The 20,102-nt window shown below is 30.4% G+C and carries 15 protein-coding genes; 2 read left to right on the plus strand and 13 right to left on the minus strand.

What is annotated here, in order from left to right; all coding sequences use genetic code 11:
• The 13 genes from L8X30_RS06420 to L8X30_RS06480 form a co-directional block, all read right to left on the minus strand.
• A complete protein-coding gene (locus L8X30_RS06420; protein WP_263679532.1) occupies positions 1 to 792 on the minus strand; it encodes an NADH-quinone oxidoreductase subunit C in 792 nt (263 codons plus the stop codon).
• Positions 792 to 1,289: a NuoB/complex I 20 kDa subunit family protein gene (locus L8X30_RS06425; RefSeq protein ID WP_039619352.1), complete on the minus strand. Its 498-nt coding sequence runs from the start codon at positions 1,287 to 1,289 to the stop codon at positions 792 to 794. The genes L8X30_RS06420 and L8X30_RS06425 overlap by 1 nt, the downstream gene beginning before the upstream one ends.
• Entirely contained in the window at positions 1,268 to 1,687 is a 420-nt protein-coding gene (locus L8X30_RS06430; RefSeq protein WP_263679533.1) for an NAD(P)H-quinone oxidoreductase subunit 3, read from the minus strand. The genes L8X30_RS06425 and L8X30_RS06430 overlap by 22 nt, the downstream gene beginning before the upstream one ends.
• Before the next feature lie 119 nt (positions 1,688 to 1,806).
• Positions 1,807 to 2,475 (minus strand): ATP-binding cassette domain-containing protein, encoded by a 669-nt coding sequence (locus L8X30_RS06435; RefSeq protein ID WP_263679534.1) that lies wholly within the window; start codon positions 2,473 to 2,475, stop codon positions 1,807 to 1,809.
• Positions 2,459 to 3,232, minus strand: coding sequence for an ATP-binding cassette domain-containing protein (locus L8X30_RS06440; protein ID WP_263679536.1), 774 nt, complete (start codon positions 3,230 to 3,232; stop codon positions 2,459 to 2,461). Before L8X30_RS06440 ends, L8X30_RS06435 begins: the two co-directional genes overlap by 17 nt.
• Complete coding sequence (locus L8X30_RS06445) at positions 3,229 to 4,005, minus strand: ABC transporter permease (RefSeq protein ID WP_263679538.1); 777 nt, start codon at positions 4,003 to 4,005, stop codon at positions 3,229 to 3,231. The genes L8X30_RS06440 and L8X30_RS06445 overlap by 4 nt, the downstream gene beginning before the upstream one ends.
• Positions 3,998 to 4,936 (minus strand): ABC transporter permease, encoded by a 939-nt coding sequence (locus tag L8X30_RS06450; protein ID WP_318529750.1) that lies wholly within the window; start codon positions 4,934 to 4,936, stop codon positions 3,998 to 4,000. Before L8X30_RS06450 ends, L8X30_RS06445 begins: the two co-directional genes overlap by 8 nt.
• An 11-nt stretch (positions 4,937 to 4,947) precedes the next feature.
• Entirely contained in the window at positions 4,948 to 6,483 is a 1,536-nt protein-coding gene (locus tag L8X30_RS06455) for an ABC transporter substrate-binding protein (RefSeq protein ID WP_263679540.1), read from the minus strand.
• A 43-nt stretch (positions 6,484 to 6,526) separates the two neighbouring features.
• Entirely contained in the window at positions 6,527 to 8,470 is a 1,944-nt protein-coding gene (locus L8X30_RS06460) for a BCCT family transporter (RefSeq protein ID WP_263679541.1), read from the minus strand.
• Positions 8,471 to 8,527: 57 nt separating this feature from the next.
• On the minus strand, positions 8,528 to 9,103 hold the full coding sequence (locus L8X30_RS06465) for a DUF3226 domain-containing protein (RefSeq protein WP_263674924.1): 576 nt from the start codon (positions 9,101 to 9,103) through the stop codon (positions 8,528 to 8,530).
• Positions 9,093 to 10,130 (minus strand): AAA family ATPase, encoded by a 1,038-nt coding sequence (locus L8X30_RS06470; RefSeq protein WP_114640696.1) that lies wholly within the window; start codon positions 10,128 to 10,130, stop codon positions 9,093 to 9,095. The genes L8X30_RS06465 and L8X30_RS06470 overlap by 11 nt, the downstream gene beginning before the upstream one ends.
• Positions 10,131 to 10,238: 108 nt before the next feature.
• Complete coding sequence (locus L8X30_RS06475) at positions 10,239 to 12,506, minus strand: pentapeptide repeat-containing protein (protein ID WP_263679542.1); 2,268 nt, start codon at positions 12,504 to 12,506, stop codon at positions 10,239 to 10,241.
• A complete protein-coding gene (locus L8X30_RS06480) occupies positions 12,506 to 16,258 on the minus strand; it encodes an Eco57I restriction-modification methylase domain-containing protein (RefSeq protein WP_263679543.1) in 3,753 nt (1,250 codons plus the stop codon). Before L8X30_RS06480 ends, L8X30_RS06475 begins: the two co-directional genes overlap by 1 nt.
• Before the next feature lie 206 nt (positions 16,259 to 16,464).
• On the opposite strand from L8X30_RS06480, the gene L8X30_RS06485 reads away from it, so the two are divergent.
• Both L8X30_RS06485 and L8X30_RS06490 read left to right on the plus strand, forming a co-directional pair.
• Entirely contained in the window at positions 16,465 to 17,043 is a 579-nt protein-coding gene (locus L8X30_RS06485; RefSeq protein WP_263679544.1) for a cytochrome C, read from the plus strand.
• Between the two features lies 1 nt (position 17,044).
• Positions 17,045 to 19,564 (plus strand): molybdopterin guanine dinucleotide-containing S/N-oxide reductase, encoded by a 2,520-nt coding sequence (locus L8X30_RS06490; RefSeq protein WP_263679545.1) that lies wholly within the window; start codon positions 17,045 to 17,047, stop codon positions 19,562 to 19,564.
• The last annotated feature ends 538 nt before the right edge of the window (positions 19,565 to 20,102 follow it).

Here is a 20,102-nt window from a genome sequence, read left to right on the forward strand (position 1 = left end):
TTATCTTCTCTTATCTAAAATTTTTACTTGCGTTCTTTTGGCTTTTTTCACAAAAGGCACGCCGCCTTCTTCTTGATATTCTTGTAGATATTTATCTTCTCTTGGGACTTCGCCTTTACCAACCTCATGATAAATTCTGCTAAAGTTTAGCGTGTCTTTTTCATCTACAAAACCTGGATCTCTATTTTCCTCACCTACAACCTCGCGATATTCTTTTCCAAAAATTTTATCTATCTCATACCATTTAGCAAATTCATCACCATGCAAAGGATAGCTTTTTAAAAAAGGATGTCCATACCAATCATCAGGCATTAAAAGTCTTTTTAAATTCGGATGATTGATAATGAAAATTCCAAACATATCATATATTTCTCTCTCACACCAATTAGCACCCTTAAAAACACTCATAACACTTTGAAGTCTTTCTTTTAAACCAACAAAAGTCTTTATTCTCACTCTTAAATTTTTCTCCATATTTAAAAGCTGATAATATACTTCAAAACCTTGTTTTTGAGCAACAAAATCAATCGCACTTGCGTCAGTAAAACAACTATAACCTAAATTTTTAAGCTTGCTAAGAATAGCAACATTATCATCTTTATTTATTTCAATCACCCAAAAATCAAGCTCTATAAAAGAATTTTTTAACTCAAATTCTTGGCTTAAAATTTGATGATCACTCTCAAAAGCACTACCCTCTGTGCTTAGTTTTTTAGTTGCAGGTGCATGGTAAAATCTATCTTCATAATAATTTTTTAGCTGAGCATTTTTCTTATCGCTATATTTTCTCATCATATAAGCCTTTTTGGAGCTATTTTTCTGCTTGCTTTTTCTTTACGAATTCTTTTTTGCAAAATCATCAAAGCAAATTGAAAAGTTTCAGGACGTGGGGCACAGCCTGGTACATAAATATCAACAGGAATGATTCTATCTACCCCTTGAACAGTAGAATAAGTATTAAACATACCACCGGTATTTGCACAAGAACCCATAGAAATAACCCATTTAGGATCAGGCATTTGATCATAAAGTCTTCTTGTAAATTCAGCATGTTTTTTGCTTAAAGTACCCGCTATAATCATTACTTCAGATTGTCTTGGACTTGCTCTAAAAATCGTTCCAAATCTATCAAAATCATATCTTGCACCACCTGCTGCCATCATTTCAATAGCACAACAGGCAAGCCCATAAGATAGTGCCCATAAAGAATTACTCCTACCCCATTGCACTAACTTATCAACCGTAGTTAAAACAACTGGTGCATTGCTCATTTTTTGATACTCTGCCATGCGAATGCTCCTTTTTTATAAGCGTATAAAAAACCTATTGCAAGCAATAAAATAAAAACAAATACTTCCACTAAGGCAAATAAAGATAGGCCATAATTTGAAAGCTCTGCGGTTAAATCTTTAAAAATTACCGCCCAAGGAAATAAAAATACTACTTCAATATCAAGCAAAATAAAAATCAAAGCAAAAACAAAGAATTGAGAATTAATTTTGTTTGCTTGCTTAGAAGCCATAGGCCCACACTCATAAATCCCAAGTCCGAGTTTTTTTCTATTATGAGAGGCGAGTTTGGATCCTATTTTAGAAGAAATGTACACCAAAGTAAAAAATATAACACTTGCAATAACAAGCATTGCAAAGATGCCAAAGTATTGATGCTCTATAGTTGCGTGCGTCATAATAAACCTTTTATTCAAGCATAATTAAAATTTATTTTACTTTAACTTAGCTATATAAAAACTTATTATCAAAAAAATAATTTTTTAAGTATTTCAAAATGAAACAATTTTTATCTTTATTATAAAAACACTTTTTTATGGCATATATCTTGTAAGATTTTTTCTTGATGAGAAATAAATATATAAGTAATATCATGCATTTTTTGAAAAGTGTGCAAGTAGTTTAAAATTTTATAAGCAGTCACCACATCAAGCGCTGCTGTGATTTCATCTAAAATAAGCAATTTTGGCCTTAAAAGCAAAGCTCTAATCAAACCTAGTCTTTGACTTTGACCACCACTTAGCTTAGAGGGTTTTAAATTTAAAATATCTTTTTCAAGTTCAAAAGCATCAAAAAGCTTAAAAAGCTCTTCAAAATCGGGCTTAAGTTTAAAATTTTCATATACATCAAGTAAAAGTCTTTTAGTGCTTTTATAAGGATTTAAAGCTAGCTTTTGATCTTGGAAAACATATTGAATTTTTTGGCGTAATTTTCTTTGAGTATTAAAATCTAAATTTAATATATTTTCATTTTCAAACAAAACTTCTCCAGTATTTGCTCGTTCAAGCATACAAAGAATTTTAGCTAGAGTGCTTTTACCACTGCCACTTTCCCCACAAAGCAATAAATTTTCATTTTGTTCTAAAGAAAAACTCACATCTTTAAAAACAAAAATTTCTTCTTCTTTTAAATACCAGTGTTTTTTAATTTTATAAGATTTGCTTAAATTTTTAACTTCTAAAAACATTTTCATTCTCAAGACAATTTAACAATTCTTTAGCAAAAACACCTTTTGGATTGTTTAAAAACTTTTTCATAGGCATTTGATAAAGTAAAGTTTTATCTTCTATGATAGCTACCTCATCGCAAAGTTCTTTAGCTAAATTTATATCATGCGTGATGAAAATGAGATTTTTAAATTGTGTTTTTAGCTCTTTTAAAATAGCGATGATTTTTTCTTCATTAGCTCTATCAAGAGAACTTGTAATCTCATCACACAATAAATACTTAGCCTCGCTTAACAAAGCTAGCGCTATTTGAATGCGTCTTGCCATACCACCACTTAACTGATATATAAAAGAATGCCACAAAAGATCATGATTTTTAAGCCCTAAGCACTCAAAATAATAAAAGGCCTTTTCTTTAATCTCTTTTGTGGTTAAATTAGTATGAGTTTTTAAAACTATATTAAAATAACTTCCTATATCAACAAGAGGATAAAAACTCCCATAAACATCTTGAAAAAGCAAATTTATCTTAACTCTTAAGGCATTTAGTTCTTTTTCTTTTAAATTTAAAATATCTTTTTGATCTATCTGAAATTTTTGCGCATTAAGCTTATAGTGTTTATCAAAAAGCTTAATCATGCTTTTTAAAAGCAAGCTTTTTCCTGCTCCACTTTTACCCATGATAGCCAAAGCTTTGCCATCTTCTAAATTAAGATTTACATCCTTTAGTAAGATTTTATCTTTAAAACTAAGGTTAAGATTTGAAATTTCTATCATGCTTTAATCTCTTCTTGTAAATCATTGCCCAAAGCAAGCAAAGGCAAAATAAGCATAAGTATAAAGGCTACTGGAAAAACTATCATCCACCAAAACCCTAAAAACACGGCCTTGCTTGCTTCATTTAGCATATTTCCTAAACTTGGAGTCCAAAGCTCTACACCCAAGCCAAAAAAGCTCAAAGTGGCTTCACTTGTAATAGCATGAGCAATATTTAAAACAAAAAGCACAAAAAGCAAATTCCAACAAGCAGGCAAAAGTTCACTAAATAAAGCTTTCATCTTGCTAGAACCTAAAATGATAGCATTTTGATAAAACTCAAGTTTTTGAAATTTATTCAGTTGGGTATCAAGCACTTTTGCCACAAAAGCAAAATGCCCCAAAGCGATGATAAAAATCATACTCCACAAAGATCCTGCCAAAAAACTTTGAAAAAACATAATCACAAGCAAAGAAGGTAGCGCTAAAAGCATATCAAGCACCCTAGCAAAAAAAGCATAAGCAAAAAATCTTGTTAAAAACACATAAGCACAAGCAAAAAGCACACTAAAAAATGCTGCCATTACCCCTACAAATAAAGAAACACGCAAGGCGTATAAAATACGTGTAAAAACATCTCTGCCAAGTAAATCTGTACCAAAAATATGACTTAAATTTGGGGCTATTTTAGCCTTACTTAAATCCACTAAATTAGGATCATAAGAGCTTATTAAAGGTGCAAAAAGTGCTAAAATAAAACTTAGCAAAATCATCATCACGCAAAACTTACGCATTAGCAAACCTTGGATTAATCATCTTGCAAATTATCTCTACAATCAAATTTACAAGCACCACTACTAAAATGCTAAAAATCACCACAGCTAGCACCACAGGATAGTCTTTAAACAATATGCTTTTAATCACCAAATTTCCCACACCTTCATAAGAAAACACGCTTTCTACTATATAAGTTCCCATTAAAAAACTCACAAAAGAAGCACCAAAATACGCGAGTATAGAAGCAAAAGCATCTTTTAATACAAAATGTAAATAAATTCTTTTTTTACTAAGCCCTCTTGCAAAAGCACTTTCTATAAAGCTTTGATTTAAACTATCAATCAAACTTGTCCTTATAAAACGCACAAAAACAGCTAAATGTGAAAGCACTAAAGCACATACTGGTAAAAACAAATGCCACAAACGATTAAATACATCATCTTCAAAGCCAATATCAGCAATAGCCGAACTTGGAAAAAGCTTAAAAAATACAGCAAAAACTAAAATAAGCATTAGCGATAAAGAAAAAGCAGGCAATGCAAAAAAACTCATCGTTGAAAAGGTAATAATTTTATCTAAAAAACTATCTTTATAAAGAACGCAAAAAAGTGCTAAAACCAAAGATAACACAAAAAGCACCAAAAAAGCTAAACTCCCCAGTATGATGGTATAGGGAAGTTTTTCTTTTAAAATTTCACTAACCTTTTCTCCGCTGATTAAAGAGTAAGAAAAGTCTCCCTTCATGGCATTAAAAAGCCAATTTTCATACTGCTCTAATAAAGGCTTGTCTAAATTTAAATTATGCTCGATTTGCTCTTTTATTTTAAGGCTAGTTCCTTGAGGCACACTAGCAAAAACCACACTTCCTTTAGCATAATAAATCATCGCAAAACATAAAAAACTTGCAAAAATCATCAAAAAAAACGCCCACAAGAGGCGTTTGAAAATGAGTTTTAGCACTAATTTTTGCTCCACTCATAAGCATTCCAAGTAAAACCTACCCCATGATGACCTAAAATATGAGGTTTTATACCTTGGACATTTTTAGCAAAAACTAAAGGATAATCAATATAAGCTATAAATAAAAACGCTGGATCTTCATGCAATGCATCGATAAATTCTTTATAGTGTTTTTTTCTTTCATTTACATCAAGTGAATTTCTAGCCTTTGTTAAAGCCTCGTCAACTTTAGCATTTTGATAATGACCAAAATTCCATCCACTAGAGTTTAAAGCACTATCTTGAGAGCTTGTAAAAACTCTAAAGGTATGAAAGTCAGGATCATAAGGACTACCCCAACCCACCAAAAAACTATCAATTTTCGTATAATCAAAACTTCCACTTGGCTTAGCTACCGCTTTAGCTTTTATGCCAAGCTTTAAAAACTCACTTTGTAAGATATTTACCAAAGCCACTCTTAGCGGATCTTCACTCATAGCATACATTTCAAAGCTAAATTCTTTGCCATTTTTTTCTAAAATACCATTTTTATTTTTTACAAAACCTGCTTTTGCTAAAAGCTCATTTGCTTTTTTTATATCATAAGCATAGCTTGCAAATTCTTTAGGATTTGCCCATGATTTTTCTAAAGGATGATTTGCTACCTTTCCAAAAGAATGCAAAAGTGAATTTATAATAGCTTGTTTATCGATAGCATAATTTAGCGCTAAACGTACATTTTGATCTTTTAAAAACTCATGATTAAAATTAAACATCAAAGCACGATAATCAGCCGAAGGTTCTATAAGCATTTTGAAATTTTTATCATTTGCAAAATTTGAAGCTAGAGCAAAATCAACCAAAGCCACATCAATAGAACCATTTTTAAGCTCAATAGCACTAATACTTGGATCTTTAATGTGTTTTAGTATGAGTTTTGGTGTTTTTACTTTAGCTAAATGATAATTTTCATTTGCCTCTAAGATCATATATTGGCCTTTTTTCCATTGTTTTAGCTTATATGATCCTGTTCCTATAGGCATTTGATTAAATTTAGTAGTGTTTAAATTTTCTTTTTCAAGTAAATGTTTTGGTAAAATCCCTACGCTCAAAGCATCTAAAAATGCAGGAAAAGGCTTTGAAAGTGTGATGGACAAACGATAATCATCAATGATTTTTACTTCTTTAACTGCGTCAAAATTTACCTTTGAAGGCGAATTTAATTTCTCATCTTTTAAAGCATTTATACTAAATTCCACATCTTTAGCACTAAATTTAGCGCCATCATGCCACAATACATCTTCTCTTAAAGTAAATTCATAAACAAGTCCATCCTTGCTAACTTTCCAAGAACTAGCAAGATCAGGCGCTAATTTCATATTCTCATCAAAGCGTGTAAGCCCTGAAAACACAAGAGCAATTGCCACATCATGATCTTCACTAAAAAGCGGATTTACACGCTCTGGCTCATTTTCCACTGCGATGATGATAGTATCTTTTGGCGTAGTAGCAAAAAGATTTAAAGCACAGAAAAGCATGATAAAAAATCTCAACATAAAAGGCCTTTCTTATAAAATAAAGTAAAATTATAACGCTTTTTTAATCATAAGCTTTGGTAAAAATTTCATTTTTATCATCAAATAAAAGTTGCAAATACCTCTCATACTGCTTTAGTATATCTACAATGATTTCTTGCTCGTTTAAATACTCTATATTATAACCATTACGCGAATCAGCAAAGAAAGTTTGTGGCTCAAAAATAAATTCTTTAGAATAAGTTGGCATAAATTTATCATCGATTATGCTTTGACTTGCTTGTTTTTTTACTACTTGCACTCCATAGATAAAATCTTTTGCAAATTCTTTTTTTATAATCAAACTTATACTTGATTTTTCTTGAACAATTTGTGTTTTTAAGCCATAATTTTTTAGGCTTTGGCTGAGTGATTCCATAGCATTTTTAACTTTGGTGTTTAAGAAATTTTGTATGTCTTGTTCTTTGCTTTGTTTTAAAATTCTAGCTAGTCTTTCTTGCCAAAATTCCCCTGAAAAATACACACTACTTTGACTAAGTTTAGTTAAAGAGTAATTTACATCTACGATTAAACCTTTAAGCAGTGAAAAACACATCAAACAAAGCAAAAAGGCAAAAGGTAAAGCCACTATCATAGTAATACTTAAAATCGCCCCCAAACCACCTGAATACAGCAAAGAAGTAGCCAAAAGCACAAGCACAAAACCCCAAAGGATATTTTGCCATTTGTATGGCTCATGAGCCCCACCACTACTTAAAGAATTTAACACAAATATCCCACTATCTGCTGAAGTGATGAAAAACAAAGCTAAAACCAAAAGTGCAAGTAAAGAACTAAAATAAGAAAAAGAAAAATTTTGTAAAAAATAAAAAAGCAAACTTTCAGGTGCTGAAGTAAAAGGACTTAAGATATCATTGAAATTTAAAGCACTATTACCAAAAATGCTAAACCAAAGTATATTAAAACTAGTAGGAACTACAAGCACGCCAAAGATAAATTCCCTTATCGTTCTACCGCGAGAAATTTTAGCGATGAAAAAGCCCACAAAAGGCGCCCAACTAAGCCACCAAGCCCAATAATAAATAGTCCAGTTATTAAACCACTCTATATGTTCTTTTTCATAATAATAAGTCTTAAAGCTCAAAGAAATTAAATTTTGCAAATAATTGCCAATATTAGAGCTAAATTGCGAAAGAATTTGGATGGTGTTGGTTGAAAAAAGCACAAAAAGCATTAAACACACTGCAAAAACCAAGTTTGCCTCGCTTAAAATTTTTAAGCCCTTTGTCAAACCACTAATCGATGAAAGCGTAGCTAAAGAAATGATGATGATTATAATCACGCTTTGTTCTAAAAAGCTTTGTTCGTTTAAAATGCCTAAATTTAAAAAGCCAGCATTAAGCTGAGATGCACTATAACCAAGCGTGGTACTAATACCAAAAACCGTGACAATTAAAGCTAGCATATCGACTAAATTTCCCCAAAAACCATAAATTTTGTCTTTAAGCAAAGGGTAAAAAGCACTACGCAAGCTAAGAGGCATTTTATATCTAAAACCAAAATACGCCATAGCCAAAGCACACACCCCATAAATAGCCCATGGGTGAATTCCCCAGTGAAAGATAGTATGTAGCATAGCTTCTTCATCGCTTGTTTGTAAGGCTTTTTTATGTATGAGAGGTTCAGCCACACCAAAATACATAAGCCCCACGCCCATACCCGTAGCAAAAAGCATAGCAAGCCATGAAGTGAATTTAAAATGAGGTTTTTCATCATCATCGCCGAGCTTGATATCACCAAATTTTGAAAGAGCAAGTGCTAGCATAAAACACACAAAAAAACTCACGCTTAGTATATAAAACCATGAAAAATTTGCAAAAATACCACTTTTGATATGATTGATAAAATCATTTGTAAGTTTAGGCAAGAAAATACAACTAAGACTTAAGATGATTATAATGCTAATGCTTGGGATAAAAACTGATTTTTTAAAACTTGTCTTTAGCATGGTACTCCTTTTTTGGATAATTTTCATTATACCATAAGCTAAAAACGAGCAAAAAACCTATTTACAATAACTATTATAATGCTTTATGAGAAAATCTTTCAGAGACTTAAGTGCTATGTGATTAAAATCAAAAATTTCAGCATAAGAATTTTTTCTTGCTTTTTTAGCTTTTTCATCATTTGATGGAGAAAAACCTAATGCTTCAAAATAAGCAAATCTAGCTGATTTTTTATGGATATTTTTACTATATTGTGGATTAAGCTTTTCTATGCATTTTTTATAATTTTCAAAGCACTGACAAATTTGTGCTTCTTTGGCTATGGCAAATAAAAGGGTTTCTAGTTCTCCATTTTCAAAATTATTTGGAAAAAGAAAGATATTTTCATCTTGTAATAAATCTTTACTTTCTTTTTTAATCCTTTCTAATGTTGAGTTAAAATTTTTATCTGTATCAAAAATAAGTAAAATTTTTTCATTATTATCTTTTGCTTCTTCCATTTTAGATATAGCATCTTCATCAAGATGATTTTTTCCACATGGTATTATATTTGCATTTGGAAGTTTTAAAAAATTTAAATATTGTTCTAAAAATTCTTTATCATGCTTTCCTTCTACAAAAATATTAATTTTCATTATTTTCTCCTCTAGGATCTATCCTATCAAGAGTGAAATAAGCTTCGCCATTTTGAGAATACGAATAAGTCTTAATGCCTTTTTCTGTTAAAGCTACTTTAAATATTTTACTCTCATCATTTAAAATTTTTCTTGCTATATCTAAAAATTCAAGACTATGAGTAGTAAAAAAGAATTGAAAATCTAATTTTTTTGATAATTTTAAAATACTTTTTAAAAGTTTTTGCGTGCTAGAAAAATGCAAACCATTTTCAATCTCATCTATACAAACGCAAAAACGCGTATGCCATTGATTTGCTGCTAGCATTAAAGCAAGTATGCAAGTGTATTTTTTAAACCCTTCACCTAAAAAATTAATATCAATCAACTTTTCTATGTTTTTAAGATTAACCAAAACACTATTTGCTTGTGTTTCTATATCGATAATTCTCTCATCAAAAAGTCTTAAATACCCCAAAAGCTCATCTCTTTTTTTCTCTTTTCTTACAATATCAATAAAATACTTCAAACCCCACTGCTCTATATCACTTGGAAGGTATAAAGCTAAAAGTGGAAGTTGCTCGTCGCTTTTGGTGGAATCTTGTATATCGCCATTAAATTGAACACTAAAATGAGAGTTAAATTCTTTTTTTTCGTGTATTCTTGTGAAATTTAAACCATTGATATTTTGCTCTAGCATAGAACTTTGTTTAAATTTTTCTTGAGAAATGCTTTCACTTTCAGTTTTTGGTTGAATTTGAACTTGGATGTTTTTTTCATCATAGTTTGAGTGTATTTTAACTGGTGTTAAAAAATCAAAATTATAAAAAATACTAGAAAGATTAGCAGGTATTACCATAGTGCGACGAAAATTTTGAATTCTTATCAAAGAATTTGCTTCTTCTTGACTATAACACATAAAAATAGCTTCTAAGATACTCGTTTTACCACAACTATTTTCTCCGACAAAAATATTAAAACGCTTAAAATCTTTGATTTCTAAATCTTTCAAACCTCTAAAATTTGTAATTTTTATAGTTTTAATCATTTAAATTCCTAAGAAAAATTGATTTAATGCTAGATTTATTCTTTGATTTTAATTATATATCTTTTAAGCTAAATTTTTACAATAACACAAAATAAAAAAAGCCAAGCTTTAGCTTGGCACTATGGAGTTTTTGCGTGCGGTTTTTTGGAGTGAGAATATCACTAAAGCTACAAGTATAAAATACACTACCGATAAACTAAGCAGTAAAGGATAAGTAGCGTTGCTGTCTTTTTCTAAAAAGCTTCCAAACACAGGAAGCATTAAACTAGGTTTTGCAAGCAGCGTAAAAATACAAACTATATAAGAAACACTTACAAAAAGAAATCTTTCAGGCCTGCTATCAAAAACCACTATAAATACAAAAGTACACGCAAATAGCATTATAATCATAAAATGAGTAATAATCGACATAGGAAATTCTACGCAATAAACCACCCCTACAAACAAAGGCAAAAGCAAGAACCATAAGTATTGTTTATTCAACAAAGCAACAAAAGTCACTAGCAATACAAAACCGAGAAAAAAATAAATCTCAGTTTTAGATAATAAATTATCCAAGTTTTTAAATTCTTGCTCTATATTCAAGGATAAAAAATTATAAGTCGTTTTATTGTGTTCTTTAAAGATATAGCTTTCGTTAGTATCTACTTGAACGATGTGATATTTTGCATGATTTTCTATGTTAGGTTGTTTAAATTTATCAAGTACAAAAGAAAAAACGCTAAAAAGCATGATGATTATAAGTAGATTATGAAACACCTTTAGCAAGTCTGTATGATGATCACAAAGTTTACGATAAAAGAAAAGTTGATATTGTTCTATTTTTTCTTTTAAGCTTTTATTTTCTTTATGTTTTAGTTCTAATTCTCTGGCATAAAGTTCTTGAATTCTTAATTCTGAAGCATCAATTAGATTATGATGGGCTATGCGGTTGCTTTTTAATTTTCTAAATAAATCTCTAGAATTTAAAAACTCATCATAATTGTTTTTATTTTTTTCAATTTTTTCTTCTAATTCATTGTAGTCATATTGTATGTAATCATGCTTTATATTAAATTGATTAGAAAAAGTACAATTTATAAAATTTGCCTTTTTTTGTATTTTATTTGTTTGATTAATCTCATTAAAAATAACAATACCACCAAAAACAACATTTTGAAAATCCGATTCACCTATATTAATATTTTCAATTTCAAGTATTTCTGCAAAATTTGAATTTGTTATTTTTATTCCTTCATTGGTATTATTTTCTAAAAAATTAAATTTAGCTTTCTTAAAATTAATTCCATTAAAAATTAAGTTACCTTTTAAAGAATTAAATACTATAAATTCAAATTTTTCATTAAAACTTGAAAATTCAAAACTTATTTTGGATTTTATTTTTACGCTATTAAATGAAACATTATCTTTAAAAATTGTCCACAGAAAATTATTTTCTATGGTATTATTTTGTATCGCCAAAAATTCAGTATTAATAAAATCAACCTTGCCTTTAAAATTAGACATAGAAAAATTAGTTTTTCCTTTAAACATAGCATTGCTAAAATTAGCATCTCCTAAAACAGTTATTGCGTAAAAATTATTTTCTATTGTTTCATTTTGCGTACTCGAATTGATAAATTTCACAGGTTGATTAAAAGAATAGCTATATAAAAATTTAGCATTTAAAAAACTGACATTATCTTTAAATATAGAATTAACAAACTCTACTCTTCCTTCAAAAACAGCACTATCAAACGAAACCTCATCTCTAAAAATAGTATTAAAAAAAATGTTTTCAACTACTTCTTTTCCGTTTTGAACTTGAATAGATGTGGTTTTTTCTGTCGTTTTTGACTTTGCCAAAAAATGAACTTGTGTAAATTTCGCCTTTTTAAATTTAGCATTAGAAAAATCTACTTTGCCTTTAAAAACGGATCCTGAAAAATCCACGAAACTTTCAAAAACAATTTCTTTAAATGTGCTTTCAAGATTTGAAAAAAAATTAACCCTTAAAAATTTTACTTCATCATTAAATCTTGAAATATCAAAATTTACTATAGAATTAAATTCAACTGCAGCAAATTCTACATATTTTTCAAAAATACAATGAAAAAACTTAATATCTTTTTTAAAAATAATTTTTATGTTTACGAACTTATTTTTAAAAATACAATCACTAAAAGTAAATTCTATATCGTTTTCTTTTGCAAAGAAAATATTTTTAACTTCGCTGTTTTCTATATAGAGTTTTTCTATTTTGTTTTCTTGTAAGATATTAAAATCAATTTTTTCTATATCAGCATTAATTAAAGTTATGTTATTTTTTTGAATAGATTTTGTTCCATTTTTTGCAAGAATTCCATATTGCGCTAATGTTTGATCAAATTCATTCATTACTTACCCTCGATTGTTTTTATTTCTTCTTCGGTTAGGTTGTAAAGTTTATAAACGATAGAGTTTATTTTGTCTTCTTGGGTTTTGGTATTTGCGTTTTTGTCTTGTTCTTTAGCTTTTAAAATCTCATCGACTAGACTTATTAACTCGTTTGCTAGTTTTTCATTTTTAGAATTTATTTTTGGTATAGGAAGTTTTTCTATTTTATCTTTAGCTCCATAAGCATAAGAACCCGTTTGTATTAAATTTGTTTTTAAGGTAATTAGCCATTTATAACAATTAGAATTCATAAAAGCTAATATATATTTTAAACTTACTTCATCTGAAGTCATCATAAATAAAGAATTATTAAAAAACATAGGATCATTAATATATGAAAACAAATACTCTCCACTCACTGGGTTCCAAACTATTTTTTCTTTTTCAAATTCTTGATAATAAGCTATATTATCTTGAGTTTCAAACCACTTATTACTTGTTTTTTTACGACAGCCTTTTTCTCCACTTTGCTCTATGCGTGGTAAAAATTTAGATAGATAAGATTTTAATGATGGGTATTGTTCTATATCTATTTTTAAACTTGGAAAAGTTTCTATCACCCAAAGCCCTGCCCACTCATAACTATATCTTTTTATATCTCTACCGCGTAGCATTTTGCGTATGAGTTTGGCGGTGCGTTCTTTTTCGGCTTCATCTTTGCATTTAGCTAGAATTTCATCTCTTTTTTCAGTAGTGATGATAAAGGCTTCATTATAGCCCGTTTTTATACCATAGTTTATATTAAGCCCATGCCAGTCTTTAAGCGGAGTGCCGTGTTTTTCTATCTTTGCTTTTAGTGCGTTTGTGCTTTCATCGTTAAAAGTAAAGCTTTCTTTGCTTAAAGAGTTTTGTGCGATTTTGTTAAAATTTAAAATGCTTTCTATGCTAAAGTCGTTTTCTTTTAAAAGCTCGGTGTTTGGGGCTAGGTACTTAAAGCTATTATCTTTAGTTTTTGCTTTTTCAAAGCTTAGTATGGAAGTATCTACCGTGGCACTATCAAAGACTTTTATACCATTTAGATCGATGTATTCTAAAAGTGTGGTATTTTTAAGCAAAAATTCACGCAAAGCTTCTCCATAACCTGCTCTTGTGTATTTGTTTGAAGTAATGAAAGACAAAACACCATTTTGCTTTAGCACATTAAACCCAAGCTCATAAAAGTAGGTATAAATGTCGCTTGTGCCTTTATATACCTTATAGTTTTTGGCTAAATTTGGTTTTAGTTCTTTGATGTCTTCTTGTCTGATGTAAGGTGGGTTACCGATGATGAGATCAAACCCTTGAAAGCTCCCGCCTCCATCAAGCACTTCGCTAAATTCAAAACGCCATTCAAAAGGATTTGCACTTTCTAAGTCAAATATACTCTCATAAAGCTTTTTAAGCTTTTTAAATTCTTTCTTAGCGGCACTTTCATCAAAGTCAAATTCAAACATATTTTTAGAGAAAAATGCTCTAAAATTCTCATCTTTTTCATCTTGTGCTAAAAAATCGCCGTATTTTTTAGAGTATTCATTAGCCCCGTTGGTAAGTTGCTTGATCTCTTTGGCAAATTTGTCTTTTAAGCAGAAATTTTTAAAAGACTCTTTAAGGTTTTTAATCTCTTTTGCAATGAGAGTTTTATCGTTGTAAAAGCCTTCTTTGTAGTCTTTGACTATGCGTTTGTATTTATCCATGCGTTCTTTGATGTTGGGGTAGTGAGAAAGGCTTTTGTGAATTTCAAAATAACTTATAAGCGAATTCCCGCATTTTATGTTGATATCGATATTTGGTAGGGTTTTAAGATCATGATAGTTTGTATCATCAAAGCTTTCATAAAAGCTGTGTTTTAAAAGCTCTATCCAAAGCCTTAGTTTAGTGATCTCACATGAGTTTGGGTTGATATCTACTCCAAAAAGGTTGTTTTCTATGATGTCTTTTTTACGCTCAAAAAGTTCTTTTTGACAAAGGTGGGTTTTGTCTTTGTCAAAATCAGGGCGTTTATACTCTAAAAACTGGCCTTTGTGATTTTGCACTAAAATTTCATCATTTTGCACGCTTAGGTAAAAGTCCTCTTCAAACAAACCAAGCTCATAATGCACCATAAGCATGGCATTTAAAGCTGAAACTAAAAAATGCCCACTTCCCACCGCAGGATCGCAAATGCGTATGGAATTTAGCAAGGCTAGTTTTTGTTCTTGAGGGATTTTTTCTTGACGCAACTGGGTTCTTAGCTCGCTTAGCTTGGTGGCATTTAGCTTAAAAGTATGGTTAAACTTATCTAGCACGACTTTTTCTATACTTGCTTTGCACATATATGAAGTGATAAAGCTTGGGGTGTAAAAACTGCCTTCTTTGTAGCCATTTAGCTTTTCAAAGACATTTCCCAAAACGCTTGAGTTGATGAGTTCTTTTTGCTTGATGAGTTCTTCGCTTTGCTCATCTGCTCCAAAATCAAAGCTGTCTAAAAACTCAAACAAATACTCAAGCAAACCTACTTTGCCTTTTTTACTTTTTCCTTTGTCATCTTTTAACTGCGTGTGTGGGTGATACTCTAACAAAGCGTCATTTTCTAAAGTGGCGATTTCTAGCGTGGTTTTTTCGATGGCTTGTTTTTCAAAAAGTGATGAATTTAAATAAGGCAAATAGCTAAATTTACTCTGCACTCTTGTGTGCTTTTCTTTAGCTAAGATATCAAAGAAAAGGTGTGAAAGGGTGGTGAAATTTGGAATTTTTTCATAGTTTAGAAATTTAAGGGTTTTATCATCGTTAAATCTAATTAAATTAGACTCAATAAGCTTTAAAAATAAAATACGATTTAGCCAAAGTATGATGAATTTTAACACCTCTTCAAAATCATGCTTTGGAAGCTTGCTCGCTATGAGATGATAAAGTGTACCTTGGGCTTGTTTGCTTTGCTCACTTTGCGTGATGATGAATTTAGAAAGCTGTTTACTCTCGTTTAAACCTAAGATGTATAAAAGCTCTTTATAAAATGCGTTGTTTAGTGAGTTTGCGTCATTTGGACTAAATTCATTTAGCAAAAAGTCTCTATGAAAGGTTTTAAAAATGCTTGCTAGGTTTTTGAAATTTGACTTTTGCTTGTCTTTTAAAAATGCCAAGTCGATGAAAAAGCCTTTTAAGCTTTCTTTGAAATTTTCTATGAGTTTGCTTGCTTCATTGTAAAATTCATCGTTGTTGCCTTTAAAAAGTGAATTTGAGCTTTGAAATTCTTCAAAAAGCTTTTTAAAGCTTGTGTTTTTATAAAAAAGCTCTTCAAATTCACTAGCTTTGAAAATGTAGAATTTATAAAAGTCTGTGATGATGATAAATTTCAAACTAAAGCTATGCTCTCTGTTTCTAAAATAATACAAAATGGCTTCATGTAAGGCTTTGGAATTTGGCTTTGTATGGGTGATGAATTCTTTTGAGTTGGGCTTTTTAGCTTCGATGAGAACTTCTAAGTCTTTGCTAAGTTCATCTTTAGCAATAGCTAAATCAATCTCGCTTTTGCCTTTTTGCTTGGTTTTGATGTGGGTTTTGAAATTTAGCGTGGTTAAAAATGGACTAAGTGCGTTAGCCACAAGATAGTCTTCATTTTCACTTTGTGAGCTTTCAAGCCTTTCTAGATACTGTGTTAAAGCCTTGCTAAAAGTGTCAAATTCATTTTGTGTGATTTGCTTTTTGCGGTAGTAAGGGTTGAAAAAATCTTTTTCATTTAGCAAAGTAAAGTGCATTTTTAACCTTTATAAAGAATATTTTGTATTTTACTAAAATTTACTTTAAAGGATTGAAAAGACTTTGTGAAAATATAAAAACAAATAAATTACAAATCAATAAAAAATTATTAAATAATATTTAATTTTATGATTTTTGTACTAAGAAATTTTTAATTTTATTGATATACAATAAGTTTATATCAAAAAAATGTCAAGGAGGCAAAATGGGAAAAATTTTGGTTTTCTGCTTAGCACTTGTTTCTTTTGTTTGTGCTAAAAATGAATTTTTTACAAGTGAAGTAAGCTCACTTTACTTAAGCAAAAATGACACAAAAGCTGTTGGTAGATTGCTACCTACAAATCCTTTTGAAGTATTAAAAACTGATGGAGATAAAGTTTTAGTCAAGATCACAGGCTATGTTAATCCTGCTTCGCCTTCTGTGCTTTATTACAACGATAGTCAAAGAATCATAGTTGCTGCATTTTCTAAAAATACAAAACTTGATTTTAAAACCTACACTAAAAGTAAAAATGGCAAATGGGATAAAGCTATCATAGAAGTTTGGACTGATAAGAAAGATTTTGCAAAAAGCAATAAAGAAATGTTTATAAAAGCAAAAGAACTTTATATGAATAACTGTGGAATTTGTCATAGCGTTCATAAAGAAAGTGAATTTAGCGCTAATGGTTGGCCTGCTACTTTTAGATCAATGGTAAATAGAACAGGAATTGATAAAAAAGATCATTGGTTAGTGATACAGTATTTACAAAAAAATGCAAAAGATTTTAAGGAGGTAAAATAAAATGGGGCTTGATAGAAGAAAATTTTTAAAAATTGGTGCTGGTTTAAGTGTATTACCTCTGGTTCCTAGTTTGGTTATGGGAAAAAGTGTTGAAGCTTCAACTATAAATTCAGGTTTAGTAAAAAATGGAAGCGTTATAACAGCAGCGCATTGGGGAATTTTAAAGCTTACCATTAAAGATGGCATTGTGATCAAAAGTGAGCCATGGGAAAAAGTAACACAAATTGACAATCCCTTACAACACTATACAGCAGATATGATCTATAAATCACGTGTGAAATATCCTTATGTAAGAAAAAGTTATCTTGAAAATCCTGACAACCCAAAGCCTGAGCTTAGAGGAAAAGATGAGTTTGTGCGTGTAAGTTATGATGAGGCTATAAAACTTATAGCAAAAGAACTTAAAAAAACAAGAGAGCAAAAAGGAACTCAAGCTATATTTGGTGGAAGTTATGGGTGGAAATCTAGCGGAAATATGCAAAATTGTAGAATATTACTTCATAGATTTTTAAATGTCACAGGTGGGTTTGTAGGGACTACTGGAGATTACTCAACCGGAGCTTCTCAAGTGATCATGCCTTATGTTGTAGGCTCCATTGAAGTTTATGAACAACAAACTTCATGGGAAAATATTTTAGAACATTCTAAAATAGTAGTTATTTGGGGTGCTAATCCTATCGCCACTTTAAGAATAGCTTGGACTTCAAACGACCAAAGGGGTTTGCAGTATTTTGAAAAATTAAAAAATAGCAAGATCAAGGTTATTTGTATAGATCCTATAAAAACTGAAACTGCTAAATTTTTAAATGCACAATGGATCTCCCCAAGACCAAATACAGATGTTGCTATGATGATAGGTATGGCTAGTCATCTGATCGAAAAAAATAAAGTCAATTATGAATTTTTAGAAAATTATACAAGTGGTTTTGATAAATTTAAAGCTTATTTAGATGGCAAGAATGATGGTATTAAAAAAGATGTAAAATGGGCAAGCAAAATTTGCGGAATTGATGAAAAAACCATTAAAACACTAGCTGAAAGCTTTTATGATAACCCTACCATGCTCATGAGTGGTTGGGGTATGCAAAGAGCTCATCATGGCGAACAACCTCATTGGATGTTAATAACCCTAGCTTCAATGATCGGACAAATTGGTACTAAAGGAGGTGGCTTTGGCTTAAGCTATCACTATAGTAATGGTGGGGTTCCATCATGCAAAGGTGGTGTTATAGGAGGTATTACAGCAGGAGCTGTGGGAATTTGGGAAAATGGAAAATTTAAGGGGCTACCAAAAGCAGGAGTTAGTCAAGGTGGTGCCGAATGGCTGCAAAATGCTGCTAGTTATTCTTTTCCAGTGGCTAGAATAGCTGATGCTTTGTTAAATCCTGGAAAAGTTATAGACAATAATGGTTCTAAGATAACCTATCCTGATATTGACTTTATTTATTGGGCGGGTGGAAATCCATTAGTTCATCATCAAGATACAAACAATAATGTAAAAGCATGGCAAAAACCAAGAACTATAGTTATAAATGAAATTTATTGGACTCCAACTGCCAAAATGGCAGATATTATAATGCCTACTACAAGTTCTTACGAACGAGATGATATTACCATGAGTGGTGATTATTCTAATATGAATATAGTTCCAATGAAGCAAGCGGTATTACCAATAGGCGAGAGTAAAGATGACTATGAAATTTTTGCTGATATTTGTAAAGTGTATGGAGATGATGTATTTAATGCTTATACTGAAAATGGTAAAAATACAAAAGATTTTGTCAAAGAATACTACAATAGCGCTTTAAAACAAACTCAAGCTTATGGGGATGTATTTGAACCAAAAATGCCAAGTTTTGAAGAATTTTGGGCGAAAAATGAGCCTATAACTTTTTCTCCAACTATAGAAAGCATGGAATGGGTTAGATTTTCTGAATTTATCGAAGATCCTATCTTAAATGCTCTAGGCACTGAATCAGGCTTGATAGAAATTTACTCAAAAACAATCGAAAAGTATAACTATAAAGACTGCAAAGCACATCCAATGTGGATGGAGCCGATAGAATGGCTAGGAAATGCTACCAAGGAAACACCTTTTCATCTACTAACCAATCACCCAACAAATAGACTCCACTCACAAATGTGCCATACTTCACTGCGTGAGAAGTATGCGGTAAATGATAGAGAGCCTATCTTAATCAACCCAATTGATGCTAAAAAACTTGGAATCAAAAATGGCGATATTGTAAGAGTTTTCAATAAAAGAGGTCAAGTTCTCGCGGGTGCTGTTGTAACAAAAGACATTATGCCAAATGTTGTAAGATTATGCGAAGGTGGGTGGTATGACCCAAATGATGAAGGAATGTGCAAATACGGAAACGTAAATGTCTTGACTATTGATATGCCAACTTCTGAATTAGCAAACGGAAACATTTCCCATACAAGCTTAGTAAATATAGAAAAATACAAAGGATTACCACCTAAAATAACAGCATTTACAGCTCCAAAAGGTGCTGAATAAAGCATTCTTTCTTAGAAGATAATTTCTTCTAAGAAAGCTAGATTTTTCAATCCATATGTTGTATCTTATTATAGATTTTATTATAAATTAAAATCACGTATAACACTTTATAATACAACCAAAAACAAAAAAGCTAAAAATAAACCAATTCAACTAAATAACTAAATTAGTCAACTAATTTACTATTTTCATAACACATAATCCTAACCTAACTAAAATACGTAAAAACCAAATTTATCAGATTAATAAAAAAATATAAGCAATTAAAACAAATAAAAACAAAGACGTAAAAACTAAAACCTATCAACCACAATGGCTTCAAATATCAAATTAAAGTATTGCTACTAGAAAACTACTATCTCACCCAAAAATCCACCAAACAAAAACAATTAAAAACTAAATATGAGAACTAAAACTCATATAAAAAAATATATAAAACCCAAAATTTGTTATAAGCAATTTAAAATTGAAAAATTAAAACAGTCAAGCCAATTAAATTACTAAAGATATAGAAATAAAAACATAAATCAACCAAACC

Origin of the sequence: Campylobacter sp. CNRCH_2015_0338h (assembly GCF_025772785.1) — a bacterium.
Lineage (GTDB): Bacteria > Campylobacterota > Campylobacteria > Campylobacterales > Campylobacteraceae > Campylobacter_D.

What these genes read in the sequence shown, in the direction of transcription:
- L8X30_RS06420 (WP_263679532.1), bottom strand. Translation starts at nt 792, where the DNA reads ATGAGAAAATATAGCGATAAGAAAAATGCTCAGCTAAAAAATTATTAT.
- L8X30_RS06425 (WP_039619352.1), bottom strand. Translation starts at nt 1,289, where the DNA reads ATGGCAGAGTATCAAAAAATGAGCAATGCACCAGTTGTTTTAACTACG.
- L8X30_RS06430 (WP_263679533.1), bottom strand. Translation starts at nt 1,687, where the DNA reads ATGACGCACGCAACTATAGAGCATCAATACTTTGGCATCTTTGCAATG.
- L8X30_RS06435 (WP_263679534.1), bottom strand. Translation starts at nt 2,475, where the DNA reads ATGTTTTTAGAAGTTAAAAATTTAAGCAAATCTTATAAAATTAAAAAA.
- L8X30_RS06440 (WP_263679536.1), bottom strand. Translation starts at nt 3,232, where the DNA reads ATGATAGAAATTTCAAATCTTAACCTTAGTTTTAAAGATAAAATCTTA.
- L8X30_RS06445 (WP_263679538.1), bottom strand. Translation starts at nt 4,005, where the DNA reads ATGCGTAAGTTTTGCGTGATGATGATTTTGCTAAGTTTTATTTTAGCA.
- L8X30_RS06455 (WP_263679540.1), bottom strand. Translation starts at nt 6,483, where the DNA reads ATGTTGAGATTTTTTATCATGCTTTTCTGTGCTTTAAATCTTTTTGCT.
- L8X30_RS06460 (WP_263679541.1), bottom strand. Translation starts at nt 8,470, where the DNA reads ATGCTAAAGACAAGTTTTAAAAAATCAGTTTTTATCCCAAGCATTAGC.
- L8X30_RS06465 (WP_263674924.1), bottom strand. Translation starts at nt 9,103, where the DNA reads ATGAAAATTAATATTTTTGTAGAAGGAAAGCATGATAAAGAATTTTTA.
- L8X30_RS06470 (WP_114640696.1), bottom strand. Translation starts at nt 10,130, where the DNA reads ATGATTAAAACTATAAAAATTACAAATTTTAGAGGTTTGAAAGATTTA.
- L8X30_RS06475 (WP_263679542.1), bottom strand. Translation starts at nt 12,506, where the DNA reads ATGAATGAATTTGATCAAACATTAGCGCAATATGGAATTCTTGCAAAA.
- L8X30_RS06480 (WP_263679543.1), bottom strand. Translation starts at nt 16,258, where the DNA reads ATGCACTTTACTTTGCTAAATGAAAAAGATTTTTTCAACCCTTACTAC.
- L8X30_RS06485 (WP_263679544.1), top strand. Translation starts at nt 16,465, where the DNA reads ATGGGAAAAATTTTGGTTTTCTGCTTAGCACTTGTTTCTTTTGTTTGT.
- L8X30_RS06490 (WP_263679545.1), top strand. Translation starts at nt 17,045, where the DNA reads ATGGGGCTTGATAGAAGAAAATTTTTAAAAATTGGTGCTGGTTTAAGT.